This window comes from Streptomyces sp. NPDC090022 (genome assembly GCF_044748145.1).
In the GTDB taxonomy this organism is placed as follows: Bacteria; Actinomycetota; Actinomycetes; order Streptomycetales; family Streptomycetaceae; genus Streptomyces.
Genome location: NZ_JBIVFN010000001.1, coordinates 364,233 through 390,495, shown reverse-complemented (window position 1 = coordinate 390,495; position 26,263 = coordinate 364,233). Strand labels below are relative to the sequence as shown.

23 protein-coding genes are annotated in these 26,263 nt (G+C 72.6%); 9 read left to right on the top strand and 14 right to left on the bottom strand.

Features of this window, described 5'->3' with window-relative positions; genetic code table 11:
- Nucleotides 1-44: 44 nt before the first annotated feature.
- From ACIPXB_RS01765 to ACIPXB_RS01745, 5 genes are all read right to left on the bottom strand, one after another.
- Nucleotides 45-1,775 carry a GAF domain-containing sensor histidine kinase gene (locus ACIPXB_RS01765; protein WP_401443171.1) on the bottom strand — a complete coding sequence of 577 codons (1,731 nt, stop codon included), beginning with the start codon at nucleotides 1,773-1,775 and terminating at the stop codon, nucleotides 45-47.
- An 86-nt stretch (nucleotides 1,776-1,861) separates the two neighbouring features.
- Nucleotides 1,862-2,131 carry a DUF1918 domain-containing protein gene (locus tag ACIPXB_RS01760; protein ID WP_401443168.1) on the bottom strand — a complete coding sequence of 90 codons (270 nt, stop codon included), beginning with the start codon at nucleotides 2,129-2,131 and terminating at the stop codon, nucleotides 1,862-1,864.
- A gap of 2 nt (nucleotides 2,132-2,133) precedes the next feature.
- Complete coding sequence (locus ACIPXB_RS01755; RefSeq protein ID WP_401443166.1) at nucleotides 2,134-4,710, bottom strand: cation-translocating P-type ATPase; 2,577 nt, start codon at nucleotides 4,708-4,710, stop codon at nucleotides 2,134-2,136.
- A 7-nt stretch (nucleotides 4,711-4,717) separates the two neighbouring features.
- Nucleotides 4,718-5,581, bottom strand: coding sequence for a universal stress protein (locus ACIPXB_RS01750; protein WP_401443163.1), 864 nt, complete (start codon nucleotides 5,579-5,581; stop codon nucleotides 4,718-4,720).
- Nucleotides 5,578-6,486, bottom strand: coding sequence for a universal stress protein (locus ACIPXB_RS01745; protein WP_401443160.1), 909 nt, complete (start codon nucleotides 6,484-6,486; stop codon nucleotides 5,578-5,580). The genes ACIPXB_RS01750 and ACIPXB_RS01745 overlap by 4 nt, the downstream gene beginning before the upstream one ends.
- A 266-nt stretch (nucleotides 6,487-6,752) precedes the next feature.
- Here ACIPXB_RS01745 and ACIPXB_RS01740 point away from each other — a divergent pair, with 266 nt between their 5' ends.
- The 6 genes from ACIPXB_RS01740 to ACIPXB_RS01715 all read left to right on the top strand — a co-directional run bounded on the left by ACIPXB_RS01740 (nucleotide 6,753) and on the right by ACIPXB_RS01715 (nucleotide 11,569).
- The gene (locus tag ACIPXB_RS01740; protein ID WP_401443157.1) at nucleotides 6,753-7,418 is read left to right on the top strand and encodes a CBS domain-containing protein; all 666 of its coding nucleotides are present in this window, start codon (nucleotides 6,753-6,755) and stop codon (nucleotides 7,416-7,418) included.
- A 33-nt stretch (nucleotides 7,419-7,451) separates the two neighbouring features.
- Nucleotides 7,452-8,321: a universal stress protein gene (locus ACIPXB_RS01735; RefSeq protein WP_401443154.1), complete on the top strand. Its 870-nt coding sequence runs from the start codon at nucleotides 7,452-7,454 to the stop codon at nucleotides 8,319-8,321.
- A 46-nt stretch (nucleotides 8,322-8,367) separates the two neighbouring features.
- Nucleotides 8,368-8,961: a CBS domain-containing protein gene (locus ACIPXB_RS01730; protein ID WP_401443151.1), complete on the top strand. Its 594-nt coding sequence runs from the start codon at nucleotides 8,368-8,370 to the stop codon at nucleotides 8,959-8,961.
- 13 nt (nucleotides 8,962-8,974) lie between these two features.
- Nucleotides 8,975-9,577, top strand: coding sequence for a CBS domain-containing protein (locus tag ACIPXB_RS01725; RefSeq protein ID WP_401443149.1), 603 nt, complete (start codon nucleotides 8,975-8,977; stop codon nucleotides 9,575-9,577).
- 96 nt (nucleotides 9,578-9,673) lie between these two features.
- A complete protein-coding gene (locus ACIPXB_RS01720) occupies nucleotides 9,674-10,555 on the top strand; it encodes a universal stress protein (RefSeq protein WP_401443147.1) in 882 nt (293 codons plus the stop codon).
- A 24-nt stretch (nucleotides 10,556-10,579) separates the two neighbouring features.
- Nucleotides 10,580-11,569 carry an Acg family FMN-binding oxidoreductase gene (locus ACIPXB_RS01715; RefSeq protein WP_401443144.1) on the top strand — a complete coding sequence of 330 codons (990 nt, stop codon included), beginning with the start codon at nucleotides 10,580-10,582 and terminating at the stop codon, nucleotides 11,567-11,569.
- 61 nt (nucleotides 11,570-11,630) lie between these two features.
- On the opposite strand, the gene ACIPXB_RS01710 is transcribed toward ACIPXB_RS01715, so the two are convergent.
- The 9 genes from ACIPXB_RS01710 to ACIPXB_RS01670 form a co-directional block, all read right to left on the bottom strand.
- Entirely contained in the window at nucleotides 11,631-11,882 is a 252-nt protein-coding gene (locus tag ACIPXB_RS01710) for a DUF1876 domain-containing protein (RefSeq protein WP_401443142.1), read from the bottom strand.
- Nucleotides 11,883-11,900: 18 nt separating this feature from the next.
- On the bottom strand, nucleotides 11,901-14,567 hold the full coding sequence (locus tag ACIPXB_RS01705) for a cation-translocating P-type ATPase (RefSeq protein WP_401443139.1): 2,667 nt from the start codon (nucleotides 14,565-14,567) through the stop codon (nucleotides 11,901-11,903).
- Complete coding sequence (locus tag ACIPXB_RS01700) at nucleotides 14,560-15,156, bottom strand: hypothetical protein (RefSeq protein WP_401443137.1); 597 nt, start codon at nucleotides 15,154-15,156, stop codon at nucleotides 14,560-14,562. The genes ACIPXB_RS01705 and ACIPXB_RS01700 overlap by 8 nt, the downstream gene beginning before the upstream one ends.
- A gap of 44 nt (nucleotides 15,157-15,200) precedes the next feature.
- The gene (locus ACIPXB_RS01695; protein ID WP_401443135.1) at nucleotides 15,201-15,701 is read right to left on the bottom strand and encodes a flavodoxin domain-containing protein; all 501 of its coding nucleotides are present in this window, start codon (nucleotides 15,699-15,701) and stop codon (nucleotides 15,201-15,203) included.
- Between the two features lie 42 nt (nucleotides 15,702-15,743).
- A complete protein-coding gene (gene ppsA / locus ACIPXB_RS01690) occupies nucleotides 15,744-18,185 on the bottom strand; it encodes a phosphoenolpyruvate synthase (protein ID WP_401443133.1) in 2,442 nt (813 codons plus the stop codon).
- A 466-nt stretch (nucleotides 18,186-18,651) separates the two neighbouring features.
- Nucleotides 18,652-19,101: a universal stress protein gene (locus ACIPXB_RS01685; protein WP_401443130.1), complete on the bottom strand. Its 450-nt coding sequence runs from the start codon at nucleotides 19,099-19,101 to the stop codon at nucleotides 18,652-18,654.
- A gap of 113 nt (nucleotides 19,102-19,214) precedes the next feature.
- Nucleotides 19,215-21,614 (bottom strand): glycoside hydrolase family 65 protein, encoded by a 2,400-nt coding sequence (locus ACIPXB_RS01680; RefSeq protein ID WP_401443128.1) that lies wholly within the window; start codon nucleotides 21,612-21,614, stop codon nucleotides 19,215-19,217.
- A gap of 37 nt (nucleotides 21,615-21,651) precedes the next feature.
- On the bottom strand, nucleotides 21,652-22,329 hold the full coding sequence (locus tag ACIPXB_RS01675) for a helix-turn-helix domain-containing protein (RefSeq protein WP_401443126.1): 678 nt from the start codon (nucleotides 22,327-22,329) through the stop codon (nucleotides 21,652-21,654).
- A gap of 8 nt (nucleotides 22,330-22,337) precedes the next feature.
- Nucleotides 22,338-23,414, bottom strand: coding sequence for an alcohol dehydrogenase catalytic domain-containing protein (locus ACIPXB_RS01670; RefSeq protein WP_401443124.1), 1,077 nt, complete (start codon nucleotides 23,412-23,414; stop codon nucleotides 22,338-22,340).
- Nucleotides 23,415-23,592: 178 nt separating this feature from the next.
- Between ACIPXB_RS01670 and ACIPXB_RS01665 the strand changes: the two genes are divergently transcribed.
- The 3 genes from ACIPXB_RS01665 to ACIPXB_RS01655 all read left to right on the top strand — a co-directional run bounded on the left by ACIPXB_RS01665 (nucleotide 23,593) and on the right by ACIPXB_RS01655 (nucleotide 26,240).
- A complete protein-coding gene (locus tag ACIPXB_RS01665; protein WP_401443122.1) occupies nucleotides 23,593-25,011 on the top strand; it encodes an MBL fold metallo-hydrolase RNA specificity domain-containing protein in 1,419 nt (472 codons plus the stop codon).
- 94 nt (nucleotides 25,012-25,105) lie between these two features.
- On the top strand, nucleotides 25,106-25,576 hold the full coding sequence (locus ACIPXB_RS01660) for a cyclic nucleotide-binding domain-containing protein (RefSeq protein ID WP_401443120.1): 471 nt from the start codon (nucleotides 25,106-25,108) through the stop codon (nucleotides 25,574-25,576).
- Between the two features lie 10 nt (nucleotides 25,577-25,586).
- Nucleotides 25,587-26,240, top strand: a complete 654-nt coding sequence (locus tag ACIPXB_RS01655; RefSeq protein ID WP_401443117.1) for a CBS domain-containing protein — start codon at nucleotides 25,587-25,589, stop codon at nucleotides 26,238-26,240.
- The last annotated feature ends 23 nt before the right edge of the window (nucleotides 26,241-26,263 follow it).

Genomic DNA, 26,263 nt, shown 5'->3' with positions numbered 1-26,263 from the left:
CGCCCGGCGGACCGGCACGCGGCCTCGCGGGGAGGCGGCGCCGGTCAGAGCGTCGGCGGGGACAGCGGCACCTCCCACTCCAGACGAGTGCCGCGCACCCCATCGCCCCGCGCACCGACCGTCATCCGGCCACCGAGCTTCGCCGCGCGCTCGGCGAGGTTGCGCAGACCGCTGCGCCGGCCGCCCTCGGCCATGCCGACGCCGTCGTCGGTCACCGTGAGAGTCAGCACGCCGTCCGCCGCGACGATGGAGACTTCCGCGTGCGTGGCCCTGGCGTGCCGGGCGACGTTGCTGAGGGCCTCGGCGAGTACGGCGAGGGCGTCGTCGGCCACGCCCGGGGGTACGTCGGTGTCGATCAGTCCTTCCATGCGCAGCGCGGGGGCGAACCCGAGGGCGGCACTCGCCTCGTCCAGGGTCTGGACGGCACGGGAGCGGAGCTTCGAGCCCGTGGCGGGGGCTTCGTGCTCGCGGAGGCCGAAGATGGTGGACCGGATGATCTTGATGGTGGCGTCCAGGTCGTCGACCGCGCGGGCGAGCCGTTCGGACACTTCCGGGTGCTCTGCGAAGCGCTGGGCGCTCTGGAGGGTCATGCCGGTGGCGAAGAGGCGCTGGATGGCGAGGTCGTGCAGGTCGCGGGCGATGCGGTCGTGGTCCTCCAGGATGCTCATCTGCTCGGTGTCGCGGCGTCGGTCGGCCAGTTCCAGGGCGAGGGCGGCCTGGCCGGTGAAGGCGGGGAGCGCGGCGACCTCCGAGGAGGCGAACCCGGGGCGCCCGCGGCGCCGGGCCAGGATCAGGACACCGCTGAGTTTCTCCTTCGTGCCGACGGTGACGGCGACGGCCGGGCCGAAGCCCCGCCACCTTTCCGGCTGCACGGCGACGCGGCCGTCGGTCTCCACGTCCTTGACCGTGATCAGACCGTTCCTGGCCAGTGCCGCTTCAGCCAGGGTGCCCCGGGTGCTGGGCAGGACGATCCCGCGATGGGCTTCGGCTCCGTCCCCCGTGGCCAGGGAGCCGCGCAGCTCCCCCTCGGACCCGAGGACGTAGAACACGCCCATGTCGGCGCCGGTCAGGTCCTTGGCCCGCTCCAGCATGCCTTCGAGGACCTCGTCCTCGGGTGCCCCGGACAGCAGGGCGCTGGTGATCTCGGAATTCGCGGCGAGCCAGCGCTCCCGCAGGCGCACGTCCTCGAAGAGGCGGGCGTTCTCGATGGCGATGCCGGCGGCGACCGCGAGGGTCGACAGGACCGCCTCGTCCTCGGCGTCGAAGTCGATACCGCCGCGCTTCTCGGTGAGGTAGAGGTTGCCGAAGACCTCCTCACGGACCCGGATGGGAACGCCGAGGAAGGAGTGCATCGGCGGGTGGTGGGGCGGGAAGCCGTACGACGCGGGATGTTCCGACAGCTCCGACAGGCGCAGGGTCTCCGGGTGGCGGATCAGCTCGCCGAGGATGCCATGGCCCGAGGGCAGGTCGCCGATCTGCGCGCGGAGCTCGTCACTGATGCCGACGGGCAGGAACTCGGCGAGCTTCTCGTCGTCGCCGATCACGCCGAGTGCGCCGTACTCGGCGTCCACGAGGACGACGGCGGCCTCGACGATGCCGCGCAGCACCTGGGGCAGGTCAAGTTCCCGGCCGACCGACATGACGGCCTCCAGAAGGCCGTTCACGCGGTCCCGGGTGCCCCTGACCTCGTCGATCCGTACCTGGAGCTCGTCGAGCAGCTCGTCCAGCCGCAGCCGCGGCACGCCGCTCGCGGCAGGCTGGCCTCCGGCACTCATGCCCCACCTCCGGCCGACGGCGACGCTGAGAGGACCACGTGTCCACCGTAGCGCCGGCCGGAGGGGGTGTCCCGCTCAGCCGGGAGCTACTGCTCCGTCCTGCCGGTTCTGTCGGCGGGCCGTGCCGCCGCCCTGTCGTGCAGGTGCCGCACGTGGGCGTCCGGGCCCGGGAAGAACACGGACGTACGACCGGTGTCGGACCAGCGGACGTCGTACGGAGGGGTTCCGTCGGCGTGGTGGAGGGCGACGACTTCCCCGTCCCGGCCGGGCTTGCCGACGGTGGGGCCGCCCACGACGATCTGGTCGCCTACCTCGGCGTGGATACCGGGGGCGTGTTCAGGTGCGTACGCGTTCATGATCATGCCTTTCTGCGGAATGCGGCCCGCAGGAGGCGGGCGGCGGCGAACGCTGCGAGGGCAGCTGCTGAAGCGAGCCAGACACCGGTCCAGCCCACTGGCTCGGTGTCCAGGAGTGACCGCAGGGCGGGGACGTGCAGGGCGGCCGTCGCCAGCGCCGCGGATACCGCCACGGAAGCCGGAAGGAAGAGGTTCGCCCTGGTCAGCAGGCGGGCCCGGAGCCCCAGGGCCACGCCCAGCTGGGCTGCGAGGAGGGCCAGGAAGAGCACGCTCTGCCAGGGCAGGTCCATGGCCCGGGCGGCAAGGGCGGCGAGCAGGCTGACCGCCGTGACGGCAGCGGCCAGGACGAGGAGGCGCTGCCACACGCCTGCGGCAAGGATGTGCTGGTCCGGCGGCCGGGGCGGGCGCCGCATGGCCTCGGGTGCGACGGGCTCCGCGCCCATGGCCATGCCGGTCAGGCCGTGGGTGAGCAGGTTGATCCACAGGATCTGCCCCGCGCGCAGCGGCAGGGGCAGGCCGAGCAGCGGGCCGAGCAGCATGACGAGGATCTCGGCGGCTCCGCCGGCCATGGCGTAGACGAGGAAACGCCGGATGTTGTCGTAGACGCGCCGGCCCTCTTCGACGGCGGTGACGACGGTGGAGAGTTCGTCGTCGGTGAGGACGAGGTCGGCGGCCTGACGGGCCACCTCGGTGCCGCGGGCGCCCATGGCGACGCCGATGTCGGCCTGGCGGAGGGCGGGTCCGTCGTTGACGCCGTCGCCGGTCATGGCGGTGACGGCGCCGTGGGCCCGCCAGGCGTGGACGATGTCCAGCTTCTGCTGTGGGTCGGTGCGGGCGAAGACGCGGACGGCGGTCAGGTCGGTGTCCGGCGCGGCGGCCAGCTCGGGGCCGGTGACGACCTCACCGCTCTTCCCGTCCTGGACGAGGCCGGTGCGCGCGGCGATGGCATGTGCCGTCGCGGGGTGGTCGCCCGTGATCAGGACCGAGGTGATGCCCGCGTCCCGGCATGCCGCGAGGGTCGCGGCGGCGGCGGCTTTCGGCGGGTCGCTGATGGCGATCAGGCCGAGCAGGTGCAGTCCCTGCTCGGCCGCGGCGGCCGGCAGGTGCCACTGGATCCGTTCGATGCCTGCCACGGCCAGGACGCGGAAGCCTTCCGCGGCCAGCGAGGCCGCCTGCTCACGGGCCCGGTCCAGCCGTTCGGACGGCTCGGCCAGCACTGTGGGGGTGAGGACGGCCTCGGGGGCTCCCTTGAGACAGACCAGCACGTTCCCGTCGGGAAGGTGGTGCAGGGTGGTCATACGCTTGCGGAGGCTGTCGAACGGGGCTTCCGCGATCCGGGGGCAGGCCCGGTGCAGCTCGGCGGGGCCCGGGCAGCCGGCCTTGGCAGCGGCTGCCAGCAGTGCGGCCTCCATGGGATCGCCCACGGCCGCCCAGGTGTCCGATCCGGCCTGCGGCGGCTTGAGGCTCGCGTCGTTGCACAGGGCCGCCGTGGTGAGCAGCTCCCGGAGCGGGCGGAGTTCTTCGGGCGTCAGCGGGTGCCCCGTCCGGGTCAGCTCGCCGCGCGGCGCGTAGCCGCTGCCGGACACGTCGGCGGCTCCGGAGGGCGTCCAGAGGTGTTGGACGACCATGCGGCCCTCGGTGAGGGTGCCGGTCTTGTCGGTGGCCAGCACGCTCACCGAGCCCAGGGTCTCGACGGCGGGCAGGCGCCGGACGAGAGCGCCACGGGCTGCCATCCGGTGGGCTCCGAGGGCGAGGGCGAGGGTGACCACGGCCGGCAGGGACTCGGGCACCGCGGCCACGGCCAGGCTGATGGCGGTGACGGCCATGATGCTCAGGGGCAGGCCGCGCAGCAGGCCCAGAGCGAAGAACAGCACGCACAGGGCGATGGTGACGACAGCCAGGACGCGGCCGAGGGAGGCGAGCCGCCGCTGGAGCGGGGTCGGCTCGCGGTCGCCGTCGAGCAGGGCGGCGATGCGGCCGAGGGCGCTCGCCGGGCCGGTGGCCGTGGTGGTGGCGGTGGCCCGGCCGCGTACGACGACGGTGCCGGCGGACACCGTCTCGCCTGCGGCCTTTTCGACGGGTTCGGACTCGCCGGTGAGCATGGACTCGTCCAGCAGGAGCGCGGTGGCCTCGGTGAGGTCGGCGTCCGCGGCCACGATGTCGCCTTCGCCCAGCAGCAGGGTGTCCCCGGGCACCACGAGCGCCGCGGCGACCTCGTGTGCGGCTCCGTCGCGCAGCACCCGGGCGTGCGGGGCGGAGAGGGCGGAGAGCGCGGCGACGGCGCGTTCCGCCCGGACCTCCTGGGCGACCCCCACGGTGGTGTTGAAGACGATCACCAGTCCGATGACGACGGCGTCCGGGTGGTCCCCGATCGCGATGGTCAGCAGTGCGGCGCCCAGCAACACCATGATCAGCGGATCGCGCAGCTGTGCCAGCACCCGGCTGTACAGGGGCGTCGGCCGCGGCGGGGAGACTTCGTTGCGGCCGTGGCGGACCAGTCGGCGTTCGGCCTCGGCCTGTGTGAGCCCGGGACGGTCCGGGGCGCGGACGGCCGGTGCGTCGGCCGTGCGGCTGGTCATGTCGGCGTCACCCGTCCGGGACGGTGACGACCGGGCAGTGCGCCCGGTGCAGCAGACCGTGCACGGTGGATCCGATGCGCATGCCGGTGTAGCCGCCCCGGCCGCGACGTCCCACGACGACGGCCAGGGCGTGTTCGGCGGCTCGGGCCAGTTCCTCGACCGGGTGGCCGACCAGCACCTCGTGGGTGAGGTGCACGTCCGGGTATTTCTCCGACAGCCCCGCGGTGGTCTCGGCCAGCAGGGCTCGCTGGGCCTGCAGGGCGGCTTCCCGGCTGTGGAGCGGGAGAACGGGCGGCTGCCACACGGAGACGGCCCGGACGGCCGCGCCGCGCAGATCGGCCTCGTCGAAGGCGAATACGAGCGCCGTGGCCGAGGCCGCGCTGCCGTCGATGCCTGCGACGACGTACGGCGGCTGCTGGGTGGTGTGGTCGGCGTCGCCCACGACGACGACCGGGCACGCGGCCTGCGCGGTCACCGGGACCACGAGCGATCCGGCGCTGAAGACCTCCGCCACCCGGCCCAGGTGCCGGGAGCCGAGCACCACCATGCGGGCGTGCTGTGCCGCGCCTGCGAGGACGGGTGCGGGGAACCCGTCCCGCACGTCACCGGCGACGGCCAGCTCGGGGTGCCGTCCGTGGGCCCAGTCCCGGGCTTGCTCGACACGCTCCGCGCCGGCTCGTCGCAGGGCGGTCTGCCGGGGGGTGTGGTCCACATGGTGGGTGTCGCGCGGGGGTGGCACGGCCAGCACCAGGCGCAGCGGGAGCCGGCGCCGGTGGGCCTCGTCAGCGGCCCAGGCCAGGGGAAGGTGCCACTCCCTGACCGGGTCGATGCCCACGAGGATGTCCTGCGCGGCTGCCCCGTGGCCGGTCATGACCGGCTCCCGGAACCGGTCCCCGTACGGGGGATGAGGAGCACGGGGCAGTGGGCGTGGTGCAGTACCCCATGGGTGGCCCTGCCCAGGTTGCGACCGAGTCCGAGCGGCGTGGGGGCACGGCGGCCGCCCATGACGAGCAGGTCCGCGTGACGGGACGCCTCGACGAGCACGCCGGCCACCGAGACGCTCTTCTCCGCATGGCTTTCGACGGTCAGGCCGGGGAACTCGTCATGGACCGTGTCCGTGACGGCCTGCAGGGCCGAGGCATGCCGGCCGGCGATCTCGTCGACGTCGTCGAGCATGGGTGCCACGTTGCCGACGGACTGGAAGATGTTCCAGACGTGCAGCAGGCGCAGGGACGCCTTCCGCAGCTCGGCCTCCCGGGCGGCGTACTGGGCGCACACGAGGTCGTGCTCGTCGCGGACGGCCGCGAGGACGGTGCCCCGTTCCTCCGTCTCCTCGACGCCGCGGACCACGATGACCGGGGTCCTGGCACCGGCTGCCGTGCCGAGGCCGACGGAGCCGAGCATGAGCGGGTTGAAGCCGCCCAGGCCGCGGTTGCCCACGACGATCGTGCCGTACAGGCCGCCGGCCCGGTGCAGGGTGGTGACGGCGTCCGAACGGCTGAACTCCGTGGTCACGTGCAGACCGGGGTACTCGGCGGCCACGGCCTTCGCCGTGTCGTCCAGGAGTTCCCGGCCCGCGACGCGGACCTTCTCGATGGTCTCCGGCGACACGTAGAGCGCCCTGCCCTCGGTGTCGGCCCCGTGGACGATGTGCAGGGGGCGGCCGCGGCGTACGGCCTCGCCTGCGGCCCACAGAGCGGCGTGGTGCGCCTGCTCCGAGCCGTCCACGCCGACGGTGACCGAGCTGGCGTCCGGGGTACGGATGGTGCTTTCCACGGTTACTCCCAACCGAGAAGCCGATGGGGACACCACCCACGCTGGCATCCGTGATGCCGTGGCAGGAGGGCCGCCCGGGACCACTGCCGGGGCCAAAGGGCCCCATCGGTCCCGGGCGGCACATACGCCCCCGGACCGGCTGGTCCGTCCGGTCCCGGGACGGGACCGTTCGGCCCTCGATTCCCCCTCCGCTCAGGCGGAGGGTGAGGGGCACACAGCCGCTCAGGACATCGGCCGCCCATGACCCGGAACAGCAGGAGGACCTCATGAAACACATCAAGGTGGCGGACCTGATGACCGACAAGGTCGTCTCCGTGACCAAGGACACCGCTTTCAAGGACGTGGCGAAGCTCCTCGCGCAGTACGACATCTCCGGAGTCCCCGTCCTGGACGACGAGGACCGCGTGCTCGGTGTCGTCTCACAGACCGACCTGCTGGCCGGCGCGTCCCCGAACACCCGGCCCGATCCGCACAGCGGTGCGCCGACGGCACCTCCCGCAGCAGGGGATCTCATGTCCACGCCGGCGATCACCGTCCACGCCGAGGAGGCTGCGGCTGACGCGGCCCGCCTGATGACGCGCCGCGGCATCGAACGGCTGCCCGTCGTGGACGTGGAGGACCGCCTCGTCGGCATCGTCACCCGCCGCGACCTGCTGCGCATGTTCCTGCGCCCGGACGCCGAGATACGCCGACGCGTCCACGACGTGCTGGGGGACGTCGCGGGCGTACCGGTCGGCGACGTCGAGACGCATGTCGTGGACGGCATCGTCACCCTGGACGGCACCGTGCAACGCCAGAGCCAGCTGTCCGTACTGCTCGGCCTCATCGAACGCGTCGACGGAGTCGTGGCCGTCGCATCGCGCGTCACGGCCAGGTACGACGACATGACGGCCCACCATGCCGGGCACGCCCGTCACGCGATGCCCTGGTGAGGCCGGCCCACCGCGACCAAGGAGCTCGTCATCATGAAGAACCACGTGACGGCCGGCGTCGACGGCTCCCCCGAGAGCCGGGCGGCGGCCCGGTGGGCCGCCCGGGAAGCCGTCCTGCGGCAGGTTCCGCTGCGGCTCGTCCACGCCGTCGACTGGCCCCTGGACCCCGTAGTCCCCGGCATCGGCAGACAGGACGTGGACCGGTGGGCGGACCAGGCGCTGGCCGAGGCGGCACAGGAGCTGCACCGACGGCACCCGCAGCTCGAGGTCACGACCCGCTGCCCGACGGGCCGCCCGGCAGCCGCGCTGGCCGCCGAGGCCGCGGACGCCTCCTTGCTCGTCCTGGGCTCGCGTGCCCTGGGCGGTGTGGTCGGGTTCCTCATCGGCTCGGTGGCGATGTCCACCGTGATCGCGACCGACACACCGGTCGTCCTCGTCCGCGTCGCCGACGACCCGGACGGCCCGGGGACCGGTGACGGCGCGGAGATCGTCGTCGGCGTCGACATCCACGAGGCCGGCGATCGCGTGCTCGCCTTCGCCTTCGAGGAGGCGGAACGACGCGGATGCCCGTTGCGGGCCGTGCACGGCTGGAAGATGCCGGCCGCGTACACGTACGTCCCCTTCTTCGACCCGGAGAACGAGCGGGACATCGGCAGGAGCGTCGCGCACATGGTCGACGACATGCTGTTGCCCTGGCGTCACAAGTTTCCGGAAGTGGAGGTCACCTCGAACGTGTTCATGGGATCCGCAGGGGAGCGGCTCGTCCACGCCTCCCACGGAGCGGGACTGGTCGTGGTGGGTCGCCGGCTGCGCCGCTCGCCGCTCGGCGTTCACCTGGGCCCGGTCGCCCACGCGGTACTGCACCACGCGGCAGCGCCCGTGGCCGTCGTCGCCCACGGCTGAGTCCGTACCCTCCGCGGACCGTTCACAGAGGAGAGTCATGAAGCACATGCGCACAGTCGACGACGTCATGACCCATGCCGTGGTCTCCGTCAATCGCGGCACCGCGTTCAAGGACATCGTGGAGGCGCTGCGGATGTGGAACCTCAGCGCCCTCCCCGTCCTGTCCGAGGACGGGCACGTGGCCGGCGTCGTCTCCGAGGCCGACCTCCTGCTCGAGGCGCAGGGCACCGACCCGGACCGCGCGACCACCGCGGGGCAGCTGATGACCCGCCCCGCGGTGACGGTCACGAGGAACTCCACCATCCCGGCCGCGGCGCGCCTGATGGCGCGCGGCCACCTCAAGCGCCTGCCCGTGGTCGACGGCGACGGCCGCCTGGTCGGCGTCGTCAGCCGCGGCGACCTGCTGAAGGTGTACCTGCGCCCGGACGCGGACATCGGCTCCGAGGTCCGCGAGCTGATCATGCATCAACTGATCCCGCGCGGCTCCGCCGAAGTGCATGTGCACGTCTCCGGCGGAATCGCCCACCTGCACGGATCGCTGCCGGATCCCGCCTTGGAGGACGTCGTGGTCCGCGCCGCCGGGACCGTACCGGGCGTCGTGGGCGTCGAGGCCGACTTCACCGTCCCGGTATCCGGTTGAGAGGAAGGCCGCCATGAGGCACCGCAGGGTCGCCGACCTGATGACGCCGACCGCCGTCACGGTCCGCCCCGCCACGGCGTTCAAGGAAATCGCCCGGCTCCTGCAGGAGTTCGACATCACGGCCGTGCCCGTCGTGGACGGGACCCGACACCCGGTCGGTGTCGTGTCGGAAGCCGACCTGCTCCGTCGGCGCACGGTCGGCGGTACGCCGACGGCCGAAGACCTCATGACGAGCCCGGCCGTCACGGCCCGCCCGGAGTGGAGTGTGGTCCGTGCGGCCCGGGTGATGCAGCGGCACGGGGTCAAGCGGCTGCCGGTCGTCGACGCCGGCGGCCGGGTGATCGGCGTGATCAGCCGAAGCGACCTGATCCGGCTGTTCCTCCGCCCGGACCGTGCCATCTCCGAGGAGATCGTGGAGGACGTCCTCACCCGCTCCCTCGGGATCGCGCCTTCCTCGATCACCGTCGACGTGGAGGACGGGTCGGTGACGCTCAGCGGCACGGTGCCCCGGCCCGAGCTGCTGCCCGTGGTCGTCCGGCTCTGCCAGAGCGTCGATGGAGTCGTGGACGTCGACAACAGACTGACCTGTGCCCCGGTCGCCGCTGACAGCGTGTGACGGGGGGCCGAACGGCCGGACCGATCGGGCCTGCCGATCCCCCGGCGAACATCGGAGCCTGATGTCAGCGGGATCCGGGAACCGAGGAGGAACACCATGTCGAACCGCATCACAGTGGGGCTGGACGGTTCGGGCGCGGACCTCGTCTGCGCCGACTGGGCGGCCGAGGAGGCCGAACTGCGCGGCGCCGATCTCGATCTGCTCCACGTCGAGGACTGGCCGCAGCACGCGCCGTTCGCCGTGCCCCTTCCGGAATCCCGCCGGCGCTCGACCGAGGATCTCCTGGCCGGCACCCGGGAGCGACTGGCGCGTGAGCACCCCGCGCTGGCCATCAGCAGCCGCCGGATCGACGGGCTCGCGGCAGCCGAAGCCCTCGCGTCGGCCGCGGCGGACGCGGACCTGCTGGTGCTCGGTTCACGCCGGCTCGGCCCGGTCGCCGGGTTCTTCGTCGGATCCACCGGCTCGGACACCATCTCCAGGACCGAGACGCCCGTCGTCCTCGTACGGGCGAACGGAAGCCGGGACGACGCTCCGGCCGGCCGGGCAAGGCCCTACGGACCGGTGGTGCTCGGGGTGGACCTCAGCAGCAATTGCGACCGGTTGTTCGCCTTCTCCTGCGATGAGGCCCATCGGCGTTCCTGCCCGCTCGTCGTCATCCACGGGTGGTCACCACCGCCCATGTTCTCCTACGCTCCCTCCCTCGACCCGGGCGTCGAGGAGGAGATCGCCAACGGATTCGAGGCCACCCTTCGGGAGCTGCTGGAGCCGTGGCGGTCGAAGTACCCCCAGCTCGAAGTCGACTCCCGCGCCGTTGTCGGACAGCCGGCCGTGCAGATCCTGGAGGCGGCATCCGGCGCGGCGCTCGTCGTCGTCGGACGGCGTATCCGCCGCTCGGCACTCGGCGCCCACATCGGCCCCCTCACCCATGCGGTGATGCACCATGCCACCTCCCCGGTCGCCGTCGTGGCGCACGACTGAGGACGCACAGACAGGACCAGTCCCGTGACCGCACCACACCTGGACCCCACTGTTGTCACCCGGATCGTCGGCGACGCCGTCAGCGCTCCCTCCATGCACAACGCCCAGCCGTGGAAGTTCGTGTTCCGCTCAGCGGGCCATGTCATCGAACTGCACGGTGATCCGGATCGCGCCCTGACCCGGACCGATCCGGATCACCGGGCCCTCCACCTCGGCTGCGCCGCGGCACTGTTCAACCTGCGCGTCTCCGCGGCCTGGCACCGGCACCCGGTGCGGGTGCGACTCCTGCCCGACGACTCCGAGCCGTGGCTGCTGGCCACGGCGGCCATCGGCGAACCTGCCGCTGAGGAACACGACCTGGCGGCCCTGCACGACGCCCTCGGGCGCCGCCACACCAGCCGCGACCCGTTCAGCGACGAGCCGGTACCCGAGGCGCTGCTGGACGGCCTGAAGGCCGCGGCCCGCATGGAGGGCTGTCGGCTGGTGGTTCCGGGCGACTGGCACGTCGAGACCGTGCTCGGGCTGGTCCGGGACGCCGAACACCGGGAGGAGACCGATCCGCTGGTCCGGGCCGAGACCGCCGCCTGGACCGCGCCCGTACGCGGCGCGACCGGCCCGCGCGGCGACGGCATCCCGGCCGCCGCGTTCGGCCCGCGCAGTTCCGGCGGGCCCTCCCCCGTGCGCGACTTCGGCCGCTCCCGGAACCTGCCGGACCGCGGCTGGGCCGTCTTCGAGAAGAGGCCGCAGCTGGCCCTGCTCGGCACCGCGGGGGACACGCGGGCCGACTGGCTGCGCGCCGGCCAGGCGCTGGAACGCGTCCTCCTCCAGGCCACCGCCGACGGCCTGTCCACGTCGATGACCTCCCAGCCGCTGGAATGGCGGGAGCTGCGGTGGACGGTCCGCGACCCGGCCGAGGCCATGGGCCACGTACAGATGGTCATCCGCCTCGGCTACGGCCCCCAGGGACCCACGACGCCGCGTCGGCCGGTGACGGAGGTTCTGGAGATCCGGTGACGTCGGCGACTCGCCTCTGCCGGCAGCCCGACCGTGCGATCAGGGCGGGACGGCTCCCCGCTCACGGGCGGGTGCCCGCGTCCTCCATGTCACCGTAGGCGAGACGCTTCAGCTGCGCGCCGAGGTCTTCCATGGCACGGGCCGCGGCGAGTTCGTCACCGATCTCCGGTACGTCCACGTCCGTGGGGTTGCAGCGCGCGGTGCCGTGCCCGGTGAGCCTCGTGGTGCCGGTGTCCAGCTCGACGCGGGCCTTGGTGGTGTGCTCTTCCTCGAACAGGTAGATGCGGGTCTTCCACTCGGTGGTGTGCGTCATGGTGTTCCTCCGGTGGGTTCATGAGTGCCGGCGGCGGACCCAGCGGCGGATCTCGTCCGTCCCCCAGACCAGCGGCGGGAAGGCCGCGATGAGGAGGACGACGTCCAGCGGCAGGGCCGCGGTGCCGAACAGCTGCTGGAGCGGGGGCGCGTAGACGAGCGCCGCGGTGAAGGCGAGTTCGAAGGCGATGCCGGCGAGCAGCAGGGGGTTGGTGAACAGGCCGATGTCCCGCAAGGCCGCGTGGTCGGTGCGTGCGGCGATGGCGGTGCCGACCTGGCAGGTGACGATGCCGGCGAAGGTGGCGGTGGTCGCGGTGAGGTAGGCGTGGTGGAGCGGGGTGCCCGGGCCGGTCGGGTCGCCGGGGTGCCAGCCTGCACGCCACAGGACGGAGAAGAACGCGGCCATGACGAGGACGGCGGAGACGGTGCCCAGCCAGCCCCAGCTGCGGACCAGCATGTCCTTGTTGATCACGCCTTGGGTGCTGGGGCGGGGCGGCCGGTTCATGACGCCCGGTTCGGCGCGTTCGCGGCCGAGTGCGAGCGCGGGGAGGGTCTCGGTGCCGAGGTCGATGGCGAGGATCTGGAGCACGGTCAGCGGCAGGGGGACCGCCCCGCCGGAGAGGGCGAACACGAGGAAGGGCACGACTTCGGGGGTGAGGTGGGCGAAGATGTAGACGATGAACTTGCGGACGTTGTCGTAGACCCGGCGGCCGGATTCGATCGCCGTGACGATGGTGGCGAAATTGTCGTCCGTCAGGATCATGGTCGACGCCTCGCGGGCCACGTCCGTGCCCGAGCGCCCCATGGCCACGCCGATGTGGGCGCGGTGCAGGGCGGGGGCGTCGTTCACCCCGTCGCCGGTCATGGCGACGATCTGGCCGTGGCTCCGCAGGGCGTCGGCCACCTTCAGCTTGGTCTCGGGCGAGGAGCGCGCGAAGACGGTCTCGGTACCGTCCTGCCGGAGGATGTGGTCGAGGTGGTGGTCGTCGACCGCCTCGGACTGCGCGATCACCCGCAGTCCCGGCTCTCCGATGCCCACGGCGCGGGCGATCGCGGCGGCCGTGGCGCCGCTGTCGCCGGTGACGATGTGCACGGTGAGGCCCGCCTCGTGGCAGCGCCGGACCGCGGCCGCCACTTCCGGGCGCGGCGGATCGTAGAGGCCGACCAGCCCGAGCAGACGCAGGTCCCGCTCGGCCTGCTGCCGCCGCGCCGGAACGGCGGCACCGGCCGGCAGGTCCCGGACGGCGACGGCGAGCACCCGCATGCCGTCCGCGGCCAGGGCGTCGGCGGCGTCCTGTGCCTGCCGGGCCGGCTCTCCGCCCGCGAGCAGTGACAGGACGGCTTCCGGGGCGCCCTTGACGATGACGCGGAGGCGGCCTCCGTCCGGCGCCTGGACCACCGACATCAGGCGCAGGCGCGGGTCGAAGCGGAAGCAGGCGCGGCGTCCGGCGTCCCGGTCGGCCAGGTCCGGCGGAACGGCGTGCTGTGCGGCCCCCTCCACCAGCGCGATCTCGGTCGGGTCTCCGTGCAGCAGACCGTCGGTCTCCCGCGTGACGGTGGTGCACAGGGCCGCCGCCCCGATGAGCTCGGCACTCCAGGGCCCGGGCTCCGTGAGGTGCCCGGGCGTCCAGGACGTGTGGAGGCGCATCTCGTTCCGCGTGAGGGTGCCGGTCTTGTCGGTGCAGATGACGTTGGTGGAACCCAACGTCTCCACGGCGCTCAGCCGCTTGATCACCGCACCCTGCCGGGCCAGGACCCGGACGCCGACGGCGAGGGCCAGGGTGATGGTGGGCAGCAGCCCTTCCGGCACGTTGGCCACGAGCAGGCCGATCGCGAACATCAGCGAGTCGGTCACCGGCAGCCCCACCGCCACGCCGGTCACGAGGAACACCGCGCTCATGGCGACGGCGACCGCGGCGATGAGCCAGGCGACCTTCTTGACCTGCTTCTCCAGCGGGCTCGGCTCGCGGCGGGTGCGCTGGCTGAGGGCGGCGATCCGGCCGAGCTCGGTGTGGTCACCGGTGGCGAAGACGATCGCCTGCGCCCCTCCCTCCGTGACGCTGGTGCCGCTGAAGACGAGGTTCGGCTCCTGCAGCAGCGGCACCGCCTGCAGACCCGGCCCGGCCACACGCTCGACGGGGGTGGACTCGCCGGTCAGCATGGACAGGTCGGCTTCTATGCCGCCCTCGGTCAGGCGGGCGTCCGCGGGTATCCGGTCGCCCTCCGCCAGGACGATGAGGTCACCGGGCACCAGATCACGGGCGGGAACGTGCTGTGGCCGGCCGTCGCGGATCACCTGGGCCTGCGCCGGCAGGTACTGCGCCAGGGTCTCCACGGCCTTCTCGGCCTGCTGCTCCTGGACGAGGGCGAAGCCCGCGTTGACGAGGACGACCGCGATGATCGCCCAGCCGAGCACGTCGATGGCGGCGATGAAGGCGAGCACGGCGGCTGCCCACAGCAGCAGGGCCAGGGGGTGGACCAGCTGCCGCAGGAGTTCGCGCAGGACGCTCGGCTGCGCGGTGCGACGGACCTCGTTCGCGCCGTAGACCGCCAGTCGGCGGGCGGCCTCCCGGCTCGACAGGCCCAGCGGCCCCGTGTGCAGTTCGCGGCGGAGCAGGGGAAGGGGCTCAAGGGGATCCGGGGTGTCGTCCCGCCCGAGTGTCGGGCCGGCCACCCGGTCAGTCATCGTCCGCTCCCTGATCGGGGCGCAGGCGGCCGGTCCAGACGGGTTCGACCTCCTCCCACTCGGCTTCCCACGCCCGGGCACTGCGGGCGTCGACGGTCCTCAGACCGATACGGACGAGCAAACCCGACACCAGCAGGGTTACGGTGAGCGCCACCGCGCCCAGACCGAATGCCTCCAGCGCGATCTCGGCCGTGCCGCGGGGCGCCGAGGCGACGCTGCCGTGGTCGTCGACCCACACGCGCACGCTGTCCCCCTTGCGTGCGTTCGCCGGTACGGGGACGGTGCCGGTGTGCGCGCGGCCCGTCGGATACTGCCAGTCGGCGGGGGCGACGGTGATGGTCCGCTGCCCCGGTCGGTCGCCGGCCCGGTAGGTGGTCTCGCCGACCGTGACGGCCGCCACGGAGTGCCGATGGCGCGCGACCACCTCGGCGGCGCGCCCGGCCTCGGTCCAGGCGGTCCGTCCCACGACGACACCGCAGATCACGGCGATCACGCAGGCCACGGCGAAGGTGGCGTGCAGACGGCCGCGGGTGCGGTCGGCCTTTCGCCGCAGCGGGTTGCCACCCCGTTCCGGTGTCCGGTCGTGCATGGCGCACCTCCGCCCTGCGTTGCCGGCGAGCCGGGCCGTCGCGCTCAGGCGGCGGTGAGCTCGGCGCTGATGTGGTGGGCCCACTCCTGGATGCGCTCGGGGTCGCGGTAGTCCCCGCCCTTGCCCTGTCGGAGCATCGACCGGGCGAGGAGGCCGGGGGTGCGGGCCGTGATGCTGCCGCCGAAGGTCTTGTGCTCGCGTGCGCCGATGAGCTGCATCTGCCGGGCGACAGCGGGAACCGGTGGGATGTCGCGCTGCCCGGCGGAGCGGTCGAGGGGGCCGCTGCTGAACAGCCACACCGGGCGGTGCCGGAGGGATTCGGCGTTGCGTTCGGCGCAGCGCTTGGCCTGGCCGCTCCAGTGGCCCGCGTAGAGGGCGCCGCCGAGGACGACGGCGTCATAGCCGCGGACGTCGCGGACGCCGTCGGCGGGCAGCACGACGGCCTCGAGGCCGTCCTCGGAGAGGGTCCTGCCGATCTGCTCGGCGATGCCTGCTGTGGCGCCGTGCCTGGTCCCGTAGGCGACCAGGACTCGCTTGGTGGTCATGGCCGTGCCTCCTTCTCTCCCCTGTGCGGCCTGAAGCCACTGTCACGCGGCCGGCGGCGGCTCCGCTTGGGTCGGACGGTTCCCGGCAGGGACCATTCGGCCCTCTCCGTGCCTGCGCTCCTCGGCCGCTGCCACGTGCTGCTTGACGGCGGCGAAGCTGTCCGGGGCCACGGAGACCGAGTCGATCCCGACGTGGACGAGGAAGGCGGCGAAGGCGGGGTCGTCGCTGGGACGCTGACCGCACAGGCCCACGGGACGCCCTGCGGCCCGAGCCCGTGGGACGAGCATCCGGATGAGGCCGGTGACGGCCGGGTCGTTCTCGTCGAACACGTCGGCGAGTGCCTCGGAGTCGCGGTCGACGCCGAGGGTGAGCTGGGTGAGGTCGTTGCTGCCGATGGAGAAGCCGTCGAAGCGTGCCGCGAAATCCTGGGCGAGCAGGATGTTGGCGGGGATCTCCGCCATCACGTACACCTTGAGCCCGTTCTCGCCTCGGCGGAGTCCTTCGCCTGCCATCACGTCGAGCACCTGGTCGGCTTCCCGGAGTGTGCGGCAGAAGGGGATCATGATGATGACGTTGGTCAGGCCCATCTCGTCGCGCACCCGGCGCAGGGCCCGGCATTCGAGGGCGAAGCCGTCGCGGTAGCCGTCGCTGTAGTAGCGGCTGGCACCGCGCCAACCGATCATCGGGTTGGCCTCCACCGGCTCGAAGGGCCGGCCGCCGAGCAACTTGGCGTACTCGTTGGTCTTGAAGTCGCTGGTGCGGACGACGACCGGGTCGGGCCAGCGGGAGGCGGCGATCCGGGCGATGCCGTACGCCAGGCGGTCGGTGAAGTAGGCGGTGCGGTCGAGGCAGCTCTCGGTGAGCTGGTCGACGGCGCAGCGGTCGGCGGCGTCCAGGCGGTCGGGGTGCAGGAGAGCCATGGGGTGGACTTTGACCTGGTGGGCGACGATGAACTCCAGGCGGGCGAGTCCCACGCCGTCGGCCGGCAGCCGCCACCAGCGGAACGCAGCAGACGGGTCGGCGAGGTTGAGCATCACCCGGGTCCGCGTGGCGGGCAGCGTGGCCAGGTCGGTCTCGGTCTCCTCGTACGGCAGCAGGCCCGCGTACACCTTGCCGCGGCTGCCTTCCGTGCACGAGACGGTGGCGTGGTCGCCGTCGCGCAGGACTTCGGTGGCGTTCCCGGTGCCGACAACGGCCGGCACGCCCAGCTCCCGGCTGACGATCGCCGCGTGGGAGGTGCGGCCGCCGTGATCGGTGACGATCGCCGCGGCCCGCTTCATGATCGGTTCCCAGTCGGGGTCGGTGATCGAGGTGACGAGTACGGCACCCGCGGGGAAGCGGTCCAGGTCGACGGGCGTGTCCAGCCGTCGCACCGGTCCGGCGCCGATGGCCTCGCCGACGGCGATGCCTTCCGCGAGGACCTCGCCGGGGGTGCCGGTGAGGCGGCAGCGGCGCAGTGTCGTGGCACGTCGGCGGGACTGGACGGTCTCGGGCCGGGCCTGGACGACCGCCAGGTCGCCGGTGATCCCGTCCTTGGCCCACTCCAGATCCATCGGGCAGCCGTAGTGCTCCTCGACGGCGACGGCCCACTCGGCGAGCTGCCGTACCTCGGCGTCGGTCAGTACGCGGCGGGCCTGCTCCTCGGCGGTGGTGTCGACGGTGTCCGTGAGTCCGTGCGCGGCGTAGACGGCCTTGCGGCGCTTGGCGCCGACGCGCACGTCGATGACGGGGTTCAGGACCGGGTCCTTGAGTGAGGGCTTGAAGACGGTGTACTCGTCGGGGTCGGTCTGCCCGCTGACCACGGTCTCACCGAGCCCCCAGGCCGCGCTGACCACGACGACCCCGGGGAAGCCGCTCTCGGGGTCCAGGGTGAAGATCACCCCGGCGCCGGCCAGGTCGGAACGGACCATCACCTGGACACCGACGGAGAGCGCGACCCGCAGGTGGTCGAAACCCATCCGCTCGCGGTAGTCGATGGCCCGGTCGGTGTAGAGGGAGGCGAAACAGTGACGTACGGCATCCAGCAGCTGTTCGGTTCCGCACACGTTCAGGTAGGTCTCCTGCTGGCCCGCGAAGCTGGCCTCGGGCAGGTCCTCGGCCGTGGCGCTGCTGCGCACGGCGACCTCGGGCTCGGGCCGGCCCACCGCGCGGCCCAGCTCCTCGTACGCGGAGGTGATGTCGTCCCGGAGCGCCTCGGGCAGGGATTCGGCCGTGATCAACGACCGGATCGCCCGCCCGACGTCCTCCAGCGCGACGCCGTCGTGGAAGCGGTCGAGCTGTTCCTCGATGCGGGTGCGCAGCCCGTGCCGATCAAGTAGCTCTCCGTAGGCTTCGGCGGTGGTGGCGAAGCCCGGCGGTACGGCCACGCCGGACGAGGCCAGCTGAACGATCAGCTCACCCAGTGAGGCGTTCTTCCCGCCCACGCGGCTGACGTCGTTGCGGCAGAGCTGGGTGAACGGAATGACGCGTCGTGTGCTGTTCATGACGTCCTCCGGGCCTGCGGGGCGGTGCGGGTGCTCAGTACGGCAGGGGGCGGCCGGACGGTGTGCGCAGGTCCAGCGGAGCGGGCTGGCGGGGCTGCCTCGGCCGGGTCTGGATCCGTGTGCGCTGCATCGTGGTCACCCTCTTCGGGAAGCGGCGCCGTGAGGGGCGTCCGGGTTCCACGATCACGCCGCGCCCCACCCCGCACGCAGTGCCGAGCGGGCCAGGGTGCCGGGCCGCCTGGGCCGCCCGTGCACGGGGCCGATCGGCCCACGAGCGGGTACCAATGGGGGCGAACGCGCCACTGACGCGGACGTCCTCTCCGCCCATCAGGTCGCGAGCGACCATCGCGGACGCTCCGTCGCACGCACCGGGCAGGAACCGACGTGCACGACCTCGGTGGGTGGGCGTGCCGAAACACGGCAGCGCACCGCAGGCCGCCGCTGCACGCCCACGGCAGGGCGGAATCTACTCGACGGCCACGTCGGGGCGGACGATGGTCACCGGGCACGGAGCGTGCAGGGCCACCTGCTGGCTCACCGAACCGAGCAGGGCACGACGGAAGCCGCCGCGCCCGCGGCTGCCCACGACCAGCATGTCGGCTCCCTTGGCCGCGTCCACCAGGACCTCGGCCGGGTGGCCGTGCACCAGACGCTCGTGCACCAGGGCGGCGCCGTCCTCGCTGAGTACGGTGCGGACCTCCTCCACCAGGAGCCTCTCTGCCTCTTCCTCGTCGAACGTGGCGTCCACCGCCGGGGCCGACCACGATGCTTCGCCGGGGACCTCCCAGGCCGTGACCGCCTCCGCCTTCCCGCCGACCAGGGCTGCGTACCGTACCGCCCAGCGCAGTGCGGCCTGGGAGGAGCGCGATCCGTCCAGGCCCACCACGATCCGCGGAGCCTCATGCTGCGTGTCCACGCCCTTCACCCCTTCCGGGTCTCTACGTCCAGCGTGTGCGAGTCACGCGCGCACCGCCACGCGAGCAGACCGGGAGTACGGCGTCTCCCCAGGTGAGGCCGTGTGCAGGCCCGTCACCCCCCGGGCAGGCGGAACCACCGTTCCTGGCCGGCGGCCACCTGCTCGTGCCGGCCACCCGGAAGGACCAGGGGCACCGGGCCGAGGAGCGACGACGGGACGCGGACACCCAGTCGGCCCGGCCGGAACCGGATACGCACGTCACGGTGGCCGAGGTAGCAGACCGACAAAGCGGAGCCGGGGATCTCGGAGAGCGGCACCGGGTCGATGTGCAGGCCGTCGGTGGCGGGGTGGAGTCCGACGATGCCGCGTTCGACGAGGTCGAGGGTGCCGGCCATGGCGCCGAGGTGGATTCCTTCGCCGGTGGTGCCGCCCTGGACGTCCGTGATGTCGCTGAGCAGGGCTTCCTGGCAGTACCGCCAGGCGTCCGGGCCCTGCTGACGGGCGAGGACCCAGCCGTGGACGAGGCTGCTGAGCGTGGAGCCGTGGCAGGTCCGGCGGAGGTAGTACGCGACCGTCCTCGCCCAGAGCTCGTCGTCGAGGACGTAGCCGAGACGGACGAACAGCCGGGCGAGCTCCGCGGGGCGGTAGAGGTAGCCGAGCATGAGGGTGTCGGCCTGTTTGGACGCCCGGTAGCGGTTGGGGGTGTCGCCTTCGGCCTCCAGGATGCGGTCGAGGCGGCGGATGTCGTGGTAGCGGGCGCGGTACGCGTCCCAGTCGAGTTCGGCGAGGTCGCCGTAGCCGTGGAACTGGCTGATCACATCACGGTGGAACGGGACGTACATGCGGTGCGAGATCTCCTCCCACACGGCGAGATCGTCCGCGCCGAGGCCGAGGTGTGCGTGGAGCTCGGCGCGTCGGGCGGCCGGGAGGTCCTGGTCCAGGTCGAGGGCGCGGGCGAGCACCCAGGCCGCGGTGACGTTGGTGTACGCGTTGTCGTCGATGCCGGGCACGGCGGCGCCCGGGTAGGCGTCGTGGTACTCGTCCGGGCCGACGACGCCGCGGATCCGGTAGCGGCCCAGGTCCCCGTCCCAGTCCGCGGAGTCCGCCCAGAAGCGGGCGATGTGCAGGAGGAGTCCGGCGCCAGGACCGTGCATGAAGCCGGTGTCGCCGGTGGCGAGGCCGTACTGCCAGACGTTCCAGGCGATGGCCGAGTTCACGTGGTGCTGGAGGCGGGAGTGGTCGGGCAGCCAGCGGCCGGAGCGGGGGTTGAGGTGCACCCGCTGCGTCTCCTCCACGCCGGAACTGCCGCTCTGCCAGGGGAACATCGCCCCTCTGACACCTCCCCGGCGTGCCGCCTCCAGGGCTGCGGGCAGCCGCCGGTGCCGGTACATCAGCAGTGCGCGGGCGGTCTCGGGGAAGTGGAGGGCGAGGTAGGGCAGGACGAACAGTTCGTCCCAGAAGACGTGGCCCCGGTACGCCTCGCCGTGGAGGCCCCGGGCGGGGACGCCGGCGTCGAGCTCGGCGGTGTGCGGCGAGAGGGTCTGCAGGACGTGGAAGGCGTGCAGGCGCAGGATCCTGCCGGTCTCCCCTGCCGTCCTCAACCCCCCTTCATTCCAGATGTGTTGCCAGGACGCCCGGTGGGACTCAAGCAGGGTCGGGAAATCCGGAGCACGGCCGGCGTACTCGATGCTGCGTCGCACGGGATCGGCGAAAGGACGGTCGAGAGAACTGAACAGGGCAGCGGTCTTCACGACCACGACCGGCCGCCCACGCCGGATCGGCATGACGGACGTTTGTGTCGTGGTGCCGGCCGTACACGCCGTGTCGACACTCGTCAGCGGCCGCGAGGACGTCCGGACCGCAAGCCCGATCCGTACCCGGGAGGCCGATGTCGTACAGGCCAGCCAGGCGATGCCCTCCGCTTCCACCCCTGCCCGGTGCGCGACGAGATGGCCTCCGGCCAGGGCGTGGTAGCGATCCACGCCGGCGTTGGTGACCTCGCCGTCGAGCACGGACTCGACCTCGATCCGCCCCCTCCAGCCGTACGCGGTGAAGACGGTGCGCTGCGCGGCGAGGTACGGGTCGCCCATGTGGACGAGGCGAATATGGGTCACACCGAGTCGGCGGCCTTCGGCATCGTGGAAGAGCATGCGACGGGTGAGCGTTCCGGTGCTCAGGTCCAGCGAGACGCGGCAGTGGCGCAGCGTCGGGTGGTCAGGGGTGAGCCAGTCGCCGGGCGGCGCGCTGTCGGGCAGGCAGCGGTAGCGCAGGGCGGTCCAGTCCGGCAGGCGGACCATGTCCTCGTTGGAGACCGTGCGCCCGGCGACGGTGGACGTCAGCCGGTTGTAGCAGCCGGCCAGGTAGGTGGCCGGGTAGTGGACGGCGCCGGCGGTGCTCTCGGGGGCCGCGCCCCGGGTGGCGAAGCGGCCGTTGCCGAGGGTGCACAGGGACTCGACCAGCCTCTCGGTCTTGGGGTCGTAGCGGGGGTACTCCCAGTGCCGGAACGTGTTCACGGCCGGCGTCCCGTCCCGACGCCGACGAGCGCGGCCATCAGCCGTGCACCACGCGACGGCCCGTGATCCGGACAGGGGTGATCTTCATCCAGTGCGTGCGGATACCACCGGCCCAGGGCTGGGACCGGGCCATGACGGCCAGGTGCTGCCGCTCGTCATCCGTGGCGGCCTCGAGTTCGCCGACGGCCAGCACGCTCCACCCGTCCGCATCGACGTCGTCGATGTGGTCGATCTCGAAGGCGACCTCGGTTCCCACGGCTCGGGCGACGACGGCCTGCGCCGACGTACGGAAGGCGATGGCGGTGCCCGCGACCATGTAGTTGACCGGGACGATGGCCGGGCCTTCGGGGGTGAAGACGGCGATGCGGCCGACCCCGTGGGTGCCGAGCAGCCTCCGGCATTCGCTCTCGTCCAACGGCACGAGTACGGCGTCGCGCCGTGCGGTGGACCGGCCTGGTACACGGTCGGCTCCGGCACCGGTGAGGTCGTCGACGGTGATCCCGAGGGCGTCGGCGACTCGGACGAGGGTGCCGGTGGAGGGAGAGGCAGCGTGGTCCTCCAGGTAGGCGATGTAGTTGCCGTCTGCTCCGCATCGCCGGCCCAGCTCCTCGCGGCTGAGGCCGAGGGCCTCGCGGCGGGCCGCCAGACGACGGCCCAGATCGGTGCGTCCGGTCGTCCCGCCGGGGGGGATGGACGGCGTTCGCGGGATGCTCATCATGACGATCACTGCTCCTGGGGCGGTACGGCGACCGTGTCGTGCTGCGGCCCGCCGAGCACCACCTTGAGGGCGCCGGTGTCGCCGGCGCGGGAGAAGACGTCGTACGCCTCTTCCATCTGGTCCAGCTCGAAGCGGTGGGTGACCAGCGCGGCGCCGGGCAGTCGGCCCGCGGCCATCATCCGCAGCAGCATGGGGGTGGAGTAGGTGTCGACGAGACCGGTGGTGAGGGTGACGTCCTTGATCCACAGGTCTTCGAGGTGGAGGGTGGCGGGCTTGCCGTGCACGCCGATGTTGGCGACCCGGCCGCCGGGGCGGACCATGCGGGTGCACATCTCGAAGGCCTCGGGAACGCCGACGGCCTCGATGACCACATCGGCGCCGAGGCCGTCGGTCAGGTCCTCCACCAGCCGTTCCGGCTCCTCCTGCGCGCTCGCGGTGGCGTCCGCGCCGAGGTCCCGCGCGGCCGCCAGGCGGGAGGCGGCGAGATCGACGGCGACGGTCCGGAACGGGCTGTAGAGCCGTGCGGTGGCGATGGCGGCCAGCCCGATGGGGCCCGCGCCGACCACGACGACCGTGTCGCCGGGGCGCACGCTGCCGTTGAGGACGCCCACTTCGTACGAGGTGGGGAAGATGTCGGCGAGCAGGACCGCCTCGTGGCTCGGCAGGGCGCTGGGCAGCGGGTGGACGGAGAGGTCGGCGAACGGGACGCGCACGTACTCGGCCTGGGTGCCGTCGATGAGGTGTCCCAGGACCCAGCCGCCTCCTCCGCGGCACTGGCCGTAGCGGGCTTCGCGGCAGAAGCGGCAGCGTCCGCAGGCCGAGATGCAGGAGATCAGGACGCGGTCGCCCGGTCGGACGGTGCGCACGTCGCCGCCGGTCTCGACGACCGTGCCGACGGCCTCGTGGCCCAGGATCCGGCCGGGCTCCACTTCGGGGACGTCGCCCTCGATGATGTGCAGGTCGGTGCCGCAGATGGTGGCGGCGTCGACCCGGACGATCGCGTCGGCGGCGTCCTTGACCGAGGGGTCCGGGGCGTCCTGCCAGGAGGTCTGTCCGGGCCCGTGGAAGACGAGTGCCCTCATGGCGCGGCCTTCTCTCTGTGTGCGGTGCGGAAGGGGGTCACCGCCAGGCTGTGCCCGTATCCCCTCGCCCCGCTTGGGCCGGTCGGCCCCTTGCCCGGGACCGGTCGGGCCCCTCCCGAGGAGACCGGCCGGTGCGACGGTGGAATCCGGCACCCGTCCCGAAGGGAGGGCCGCTGCCATGTCCCAGCCGGCCCCGCACTCATCTGTCCGCCCGGCCCTGCTGAGCTTCCTCGGCGGTGTACGGACGGTCACCGGGAGCAAGTTCCTCGTCGAGAGCGACCGCGCCCGGATCCTCGTCGACTGCGGCCTCTTCCAGGGTGTCGCGGACCTGCGGCGCCGCAACTGGGACAAGCTGCCCTGCGACGCTCGCGACATCCACGCCGTCGTCGTCACCCACGCCCACCTCGACCACTGCGGCTACCTGCCGCGCCTGGTCCGGCACGGCTTCCGCGGCCCCGTCCTGACCAGCGCCGCCACCGCCCGTCTCGCCGAGATCGTGCTGCGCGACAGCGCGAAGCTCCAGATGGAGGCCGCCGAGCACGCCAACCGGCACGGCTGGTCCAAACACCGGCCCGCGAGGCCGCTCTACGACGATGACGACGTCGACCACACCGTGAAGTTCTTCGACCCGGTCCCCGTCGGCAGCGAGGTCGAGATCATCGCCGGTACGAAGCTCACCCTCCACCACGGTGGCCACATCCTCGGCTCCGCATGGACGCACCTGACCCTGGAGGACGGACACACCCTCGCCGTCAGCGGCGACCTCGGCCGCCCCGGCCACCCGCTCCTCCTGCCGCCCGAACCCTTCACCGGAGCCGACGTCCTGCTCATGGAGTCGACGTATGGCAACCGCCGCCACGACCACGAGACCGCGCAGCGCGAGTTCGCCTCGGTGATCACCCGCGCCCTGTCCCGCGGCGGAACGGTCGTCATCCCGGCCTTCGCCATCGACCGCACCGAAGTCGTCCTGCACGAACTCGCCGCCCTCCGCCGGGACGGCACCCTGCCCCGCCACGTGCCCGTCTACGTCGACAGCCCCATGGCCCTGGCCGCCCTCGACGTCTACCGCGACGCCGTACGGACCCACTCCCCCGAGCTACGGCCCGAGATCCTCGCCGCCGGCGAGGCCGCCATCAGCCCGGAACCGTTCCTGGCCGCCCGTACCGTCCAGGAGTCGATCGACATCAACAGCACCATTGGCCCGGCGGTCATCGTCTCCGCCGCCGGCATGGCCACCGGCGGCCGCGTCCTGCACCACCTCCACCGGATCCTGCCCGACCCCCGCAACGCGGTCGTCATCGTCGGCTTCGCCGCCGAGGGCACCCGCGCCCGGGACCTGGTGGACGGCGCCCGCACGCTGAAGATGTTCGGCGAGTACGTGCCCGTACGCGCCGAGGTCGCCGACGTCCCGCACTTCTCCGCGCACGCCGACGCCGGCCAGGTCATCGACTGGCTGCGCGCCGCCCCCGCCCCGCACACCACCTACCTCGTCCACGGCGAGGAGACCGCCTCCGAGACCCTGCGGGACCGGATCGACCGCGACCTGGGCTGGACGGCCGTCGTACCCAGGCCCGGCGAGGCCGTCCTGGTCCGCTGAGGTGGGCCGGACGGCCCCGCGGTGTGCACCGCGCGGCCCTCCCGGCCCGGACGACGCCCGGCGCAGGGTGAGGGGGAAGGGTTGGAGGCAGACCATGAGCACCATGCACGGCATCCTCGAGGAGATGGCTCCGGAAGCCCGCGAGGCCCTGCTCGCCCACTCCCACCAGGTCACGTTCCCGGCCGGTACCCGCATCTTCAAGGAGCGCCAGCGGGCCGAGAAGTTCTGGATCATCGAGTGCGGCAGCGTGGACCTGGACACCCACGTCCCGGGCCACAAGGACGCCGTCGTCGACACCCTCGGCAACGGCGAACTGCTCGGCTGGTCCTGGATGTTCCGCCCGTACACGTGGCACCTCGGAGCCACCGCCTCCCGCGAGGTGCGCGCCCTGGAGTTCGACGCCGCCGCCGTACGGGAGCTGTGCCGGGAGGACTCGGCCGTCGGCCGGTCCGTCTCCACCGCCGTGGCCTCGGTCATCGCCGACCGGCTCGACTCCGCCCGCACCCGGCTCCTCGACCTGTTCGCCCCCCAGGGCAGCGGAACCCCGCTCGCCTACGCACGCTGAGGACCCCGCCATGACCTCCACCCCGTACACCGTCGCCGACGTCATGACCACCAGGGTCATCGCCGTCACCCCCACCACCGGCTTCAAGGACATCGCCGCCGCCATGGAGCGGTGGAAGGTCACCGCCCTCCCCGTCCTCGAAGGCGAAGGCCGCGTCGTCGGCGTCGTCTCCGAAGCCGACCTCCTCCCGAAGGAGGAGTTCCACGAGCACCGCCCCGGCCTGATCGAGCAGATGCGCCACCTCGGCGACACCGCCAAGGCCGGCTCCACCCGCGCCGGGGACCTCATGACCACCCCCGCGGTCACCATCCGCCCCGACGCCACCCTCCCCCAGGCCGCCCGCCTCATGGCCGACCGCCACATCAAGCGCCTCCCGGTCGTCGACGCCGACGGCACCCTCAAGGGCATCGTCAGCCGCGCCGACCTCCTGAAGGTCTTCCTCCGCACCGACCAGGACCTGACCGCGGAAATCCGCCAGAACGTGGTCAAGCGCCTGTTCCCGCTCTCCCACGAAGCCGTCAAGGTCACGGTGTCCCACGGCATCGCCACCCTGACCGGCCAGGTCAGGGACGGCAACCTGATCCCCCTGGCCGAACGCCTCACCCACGCCGTCGAAGGCGTCGTCGACGTTCACTGCCGACTCCGGGCACCCACCGCCGCATGAACTTCGGCCGAGCTGCGGAGGCG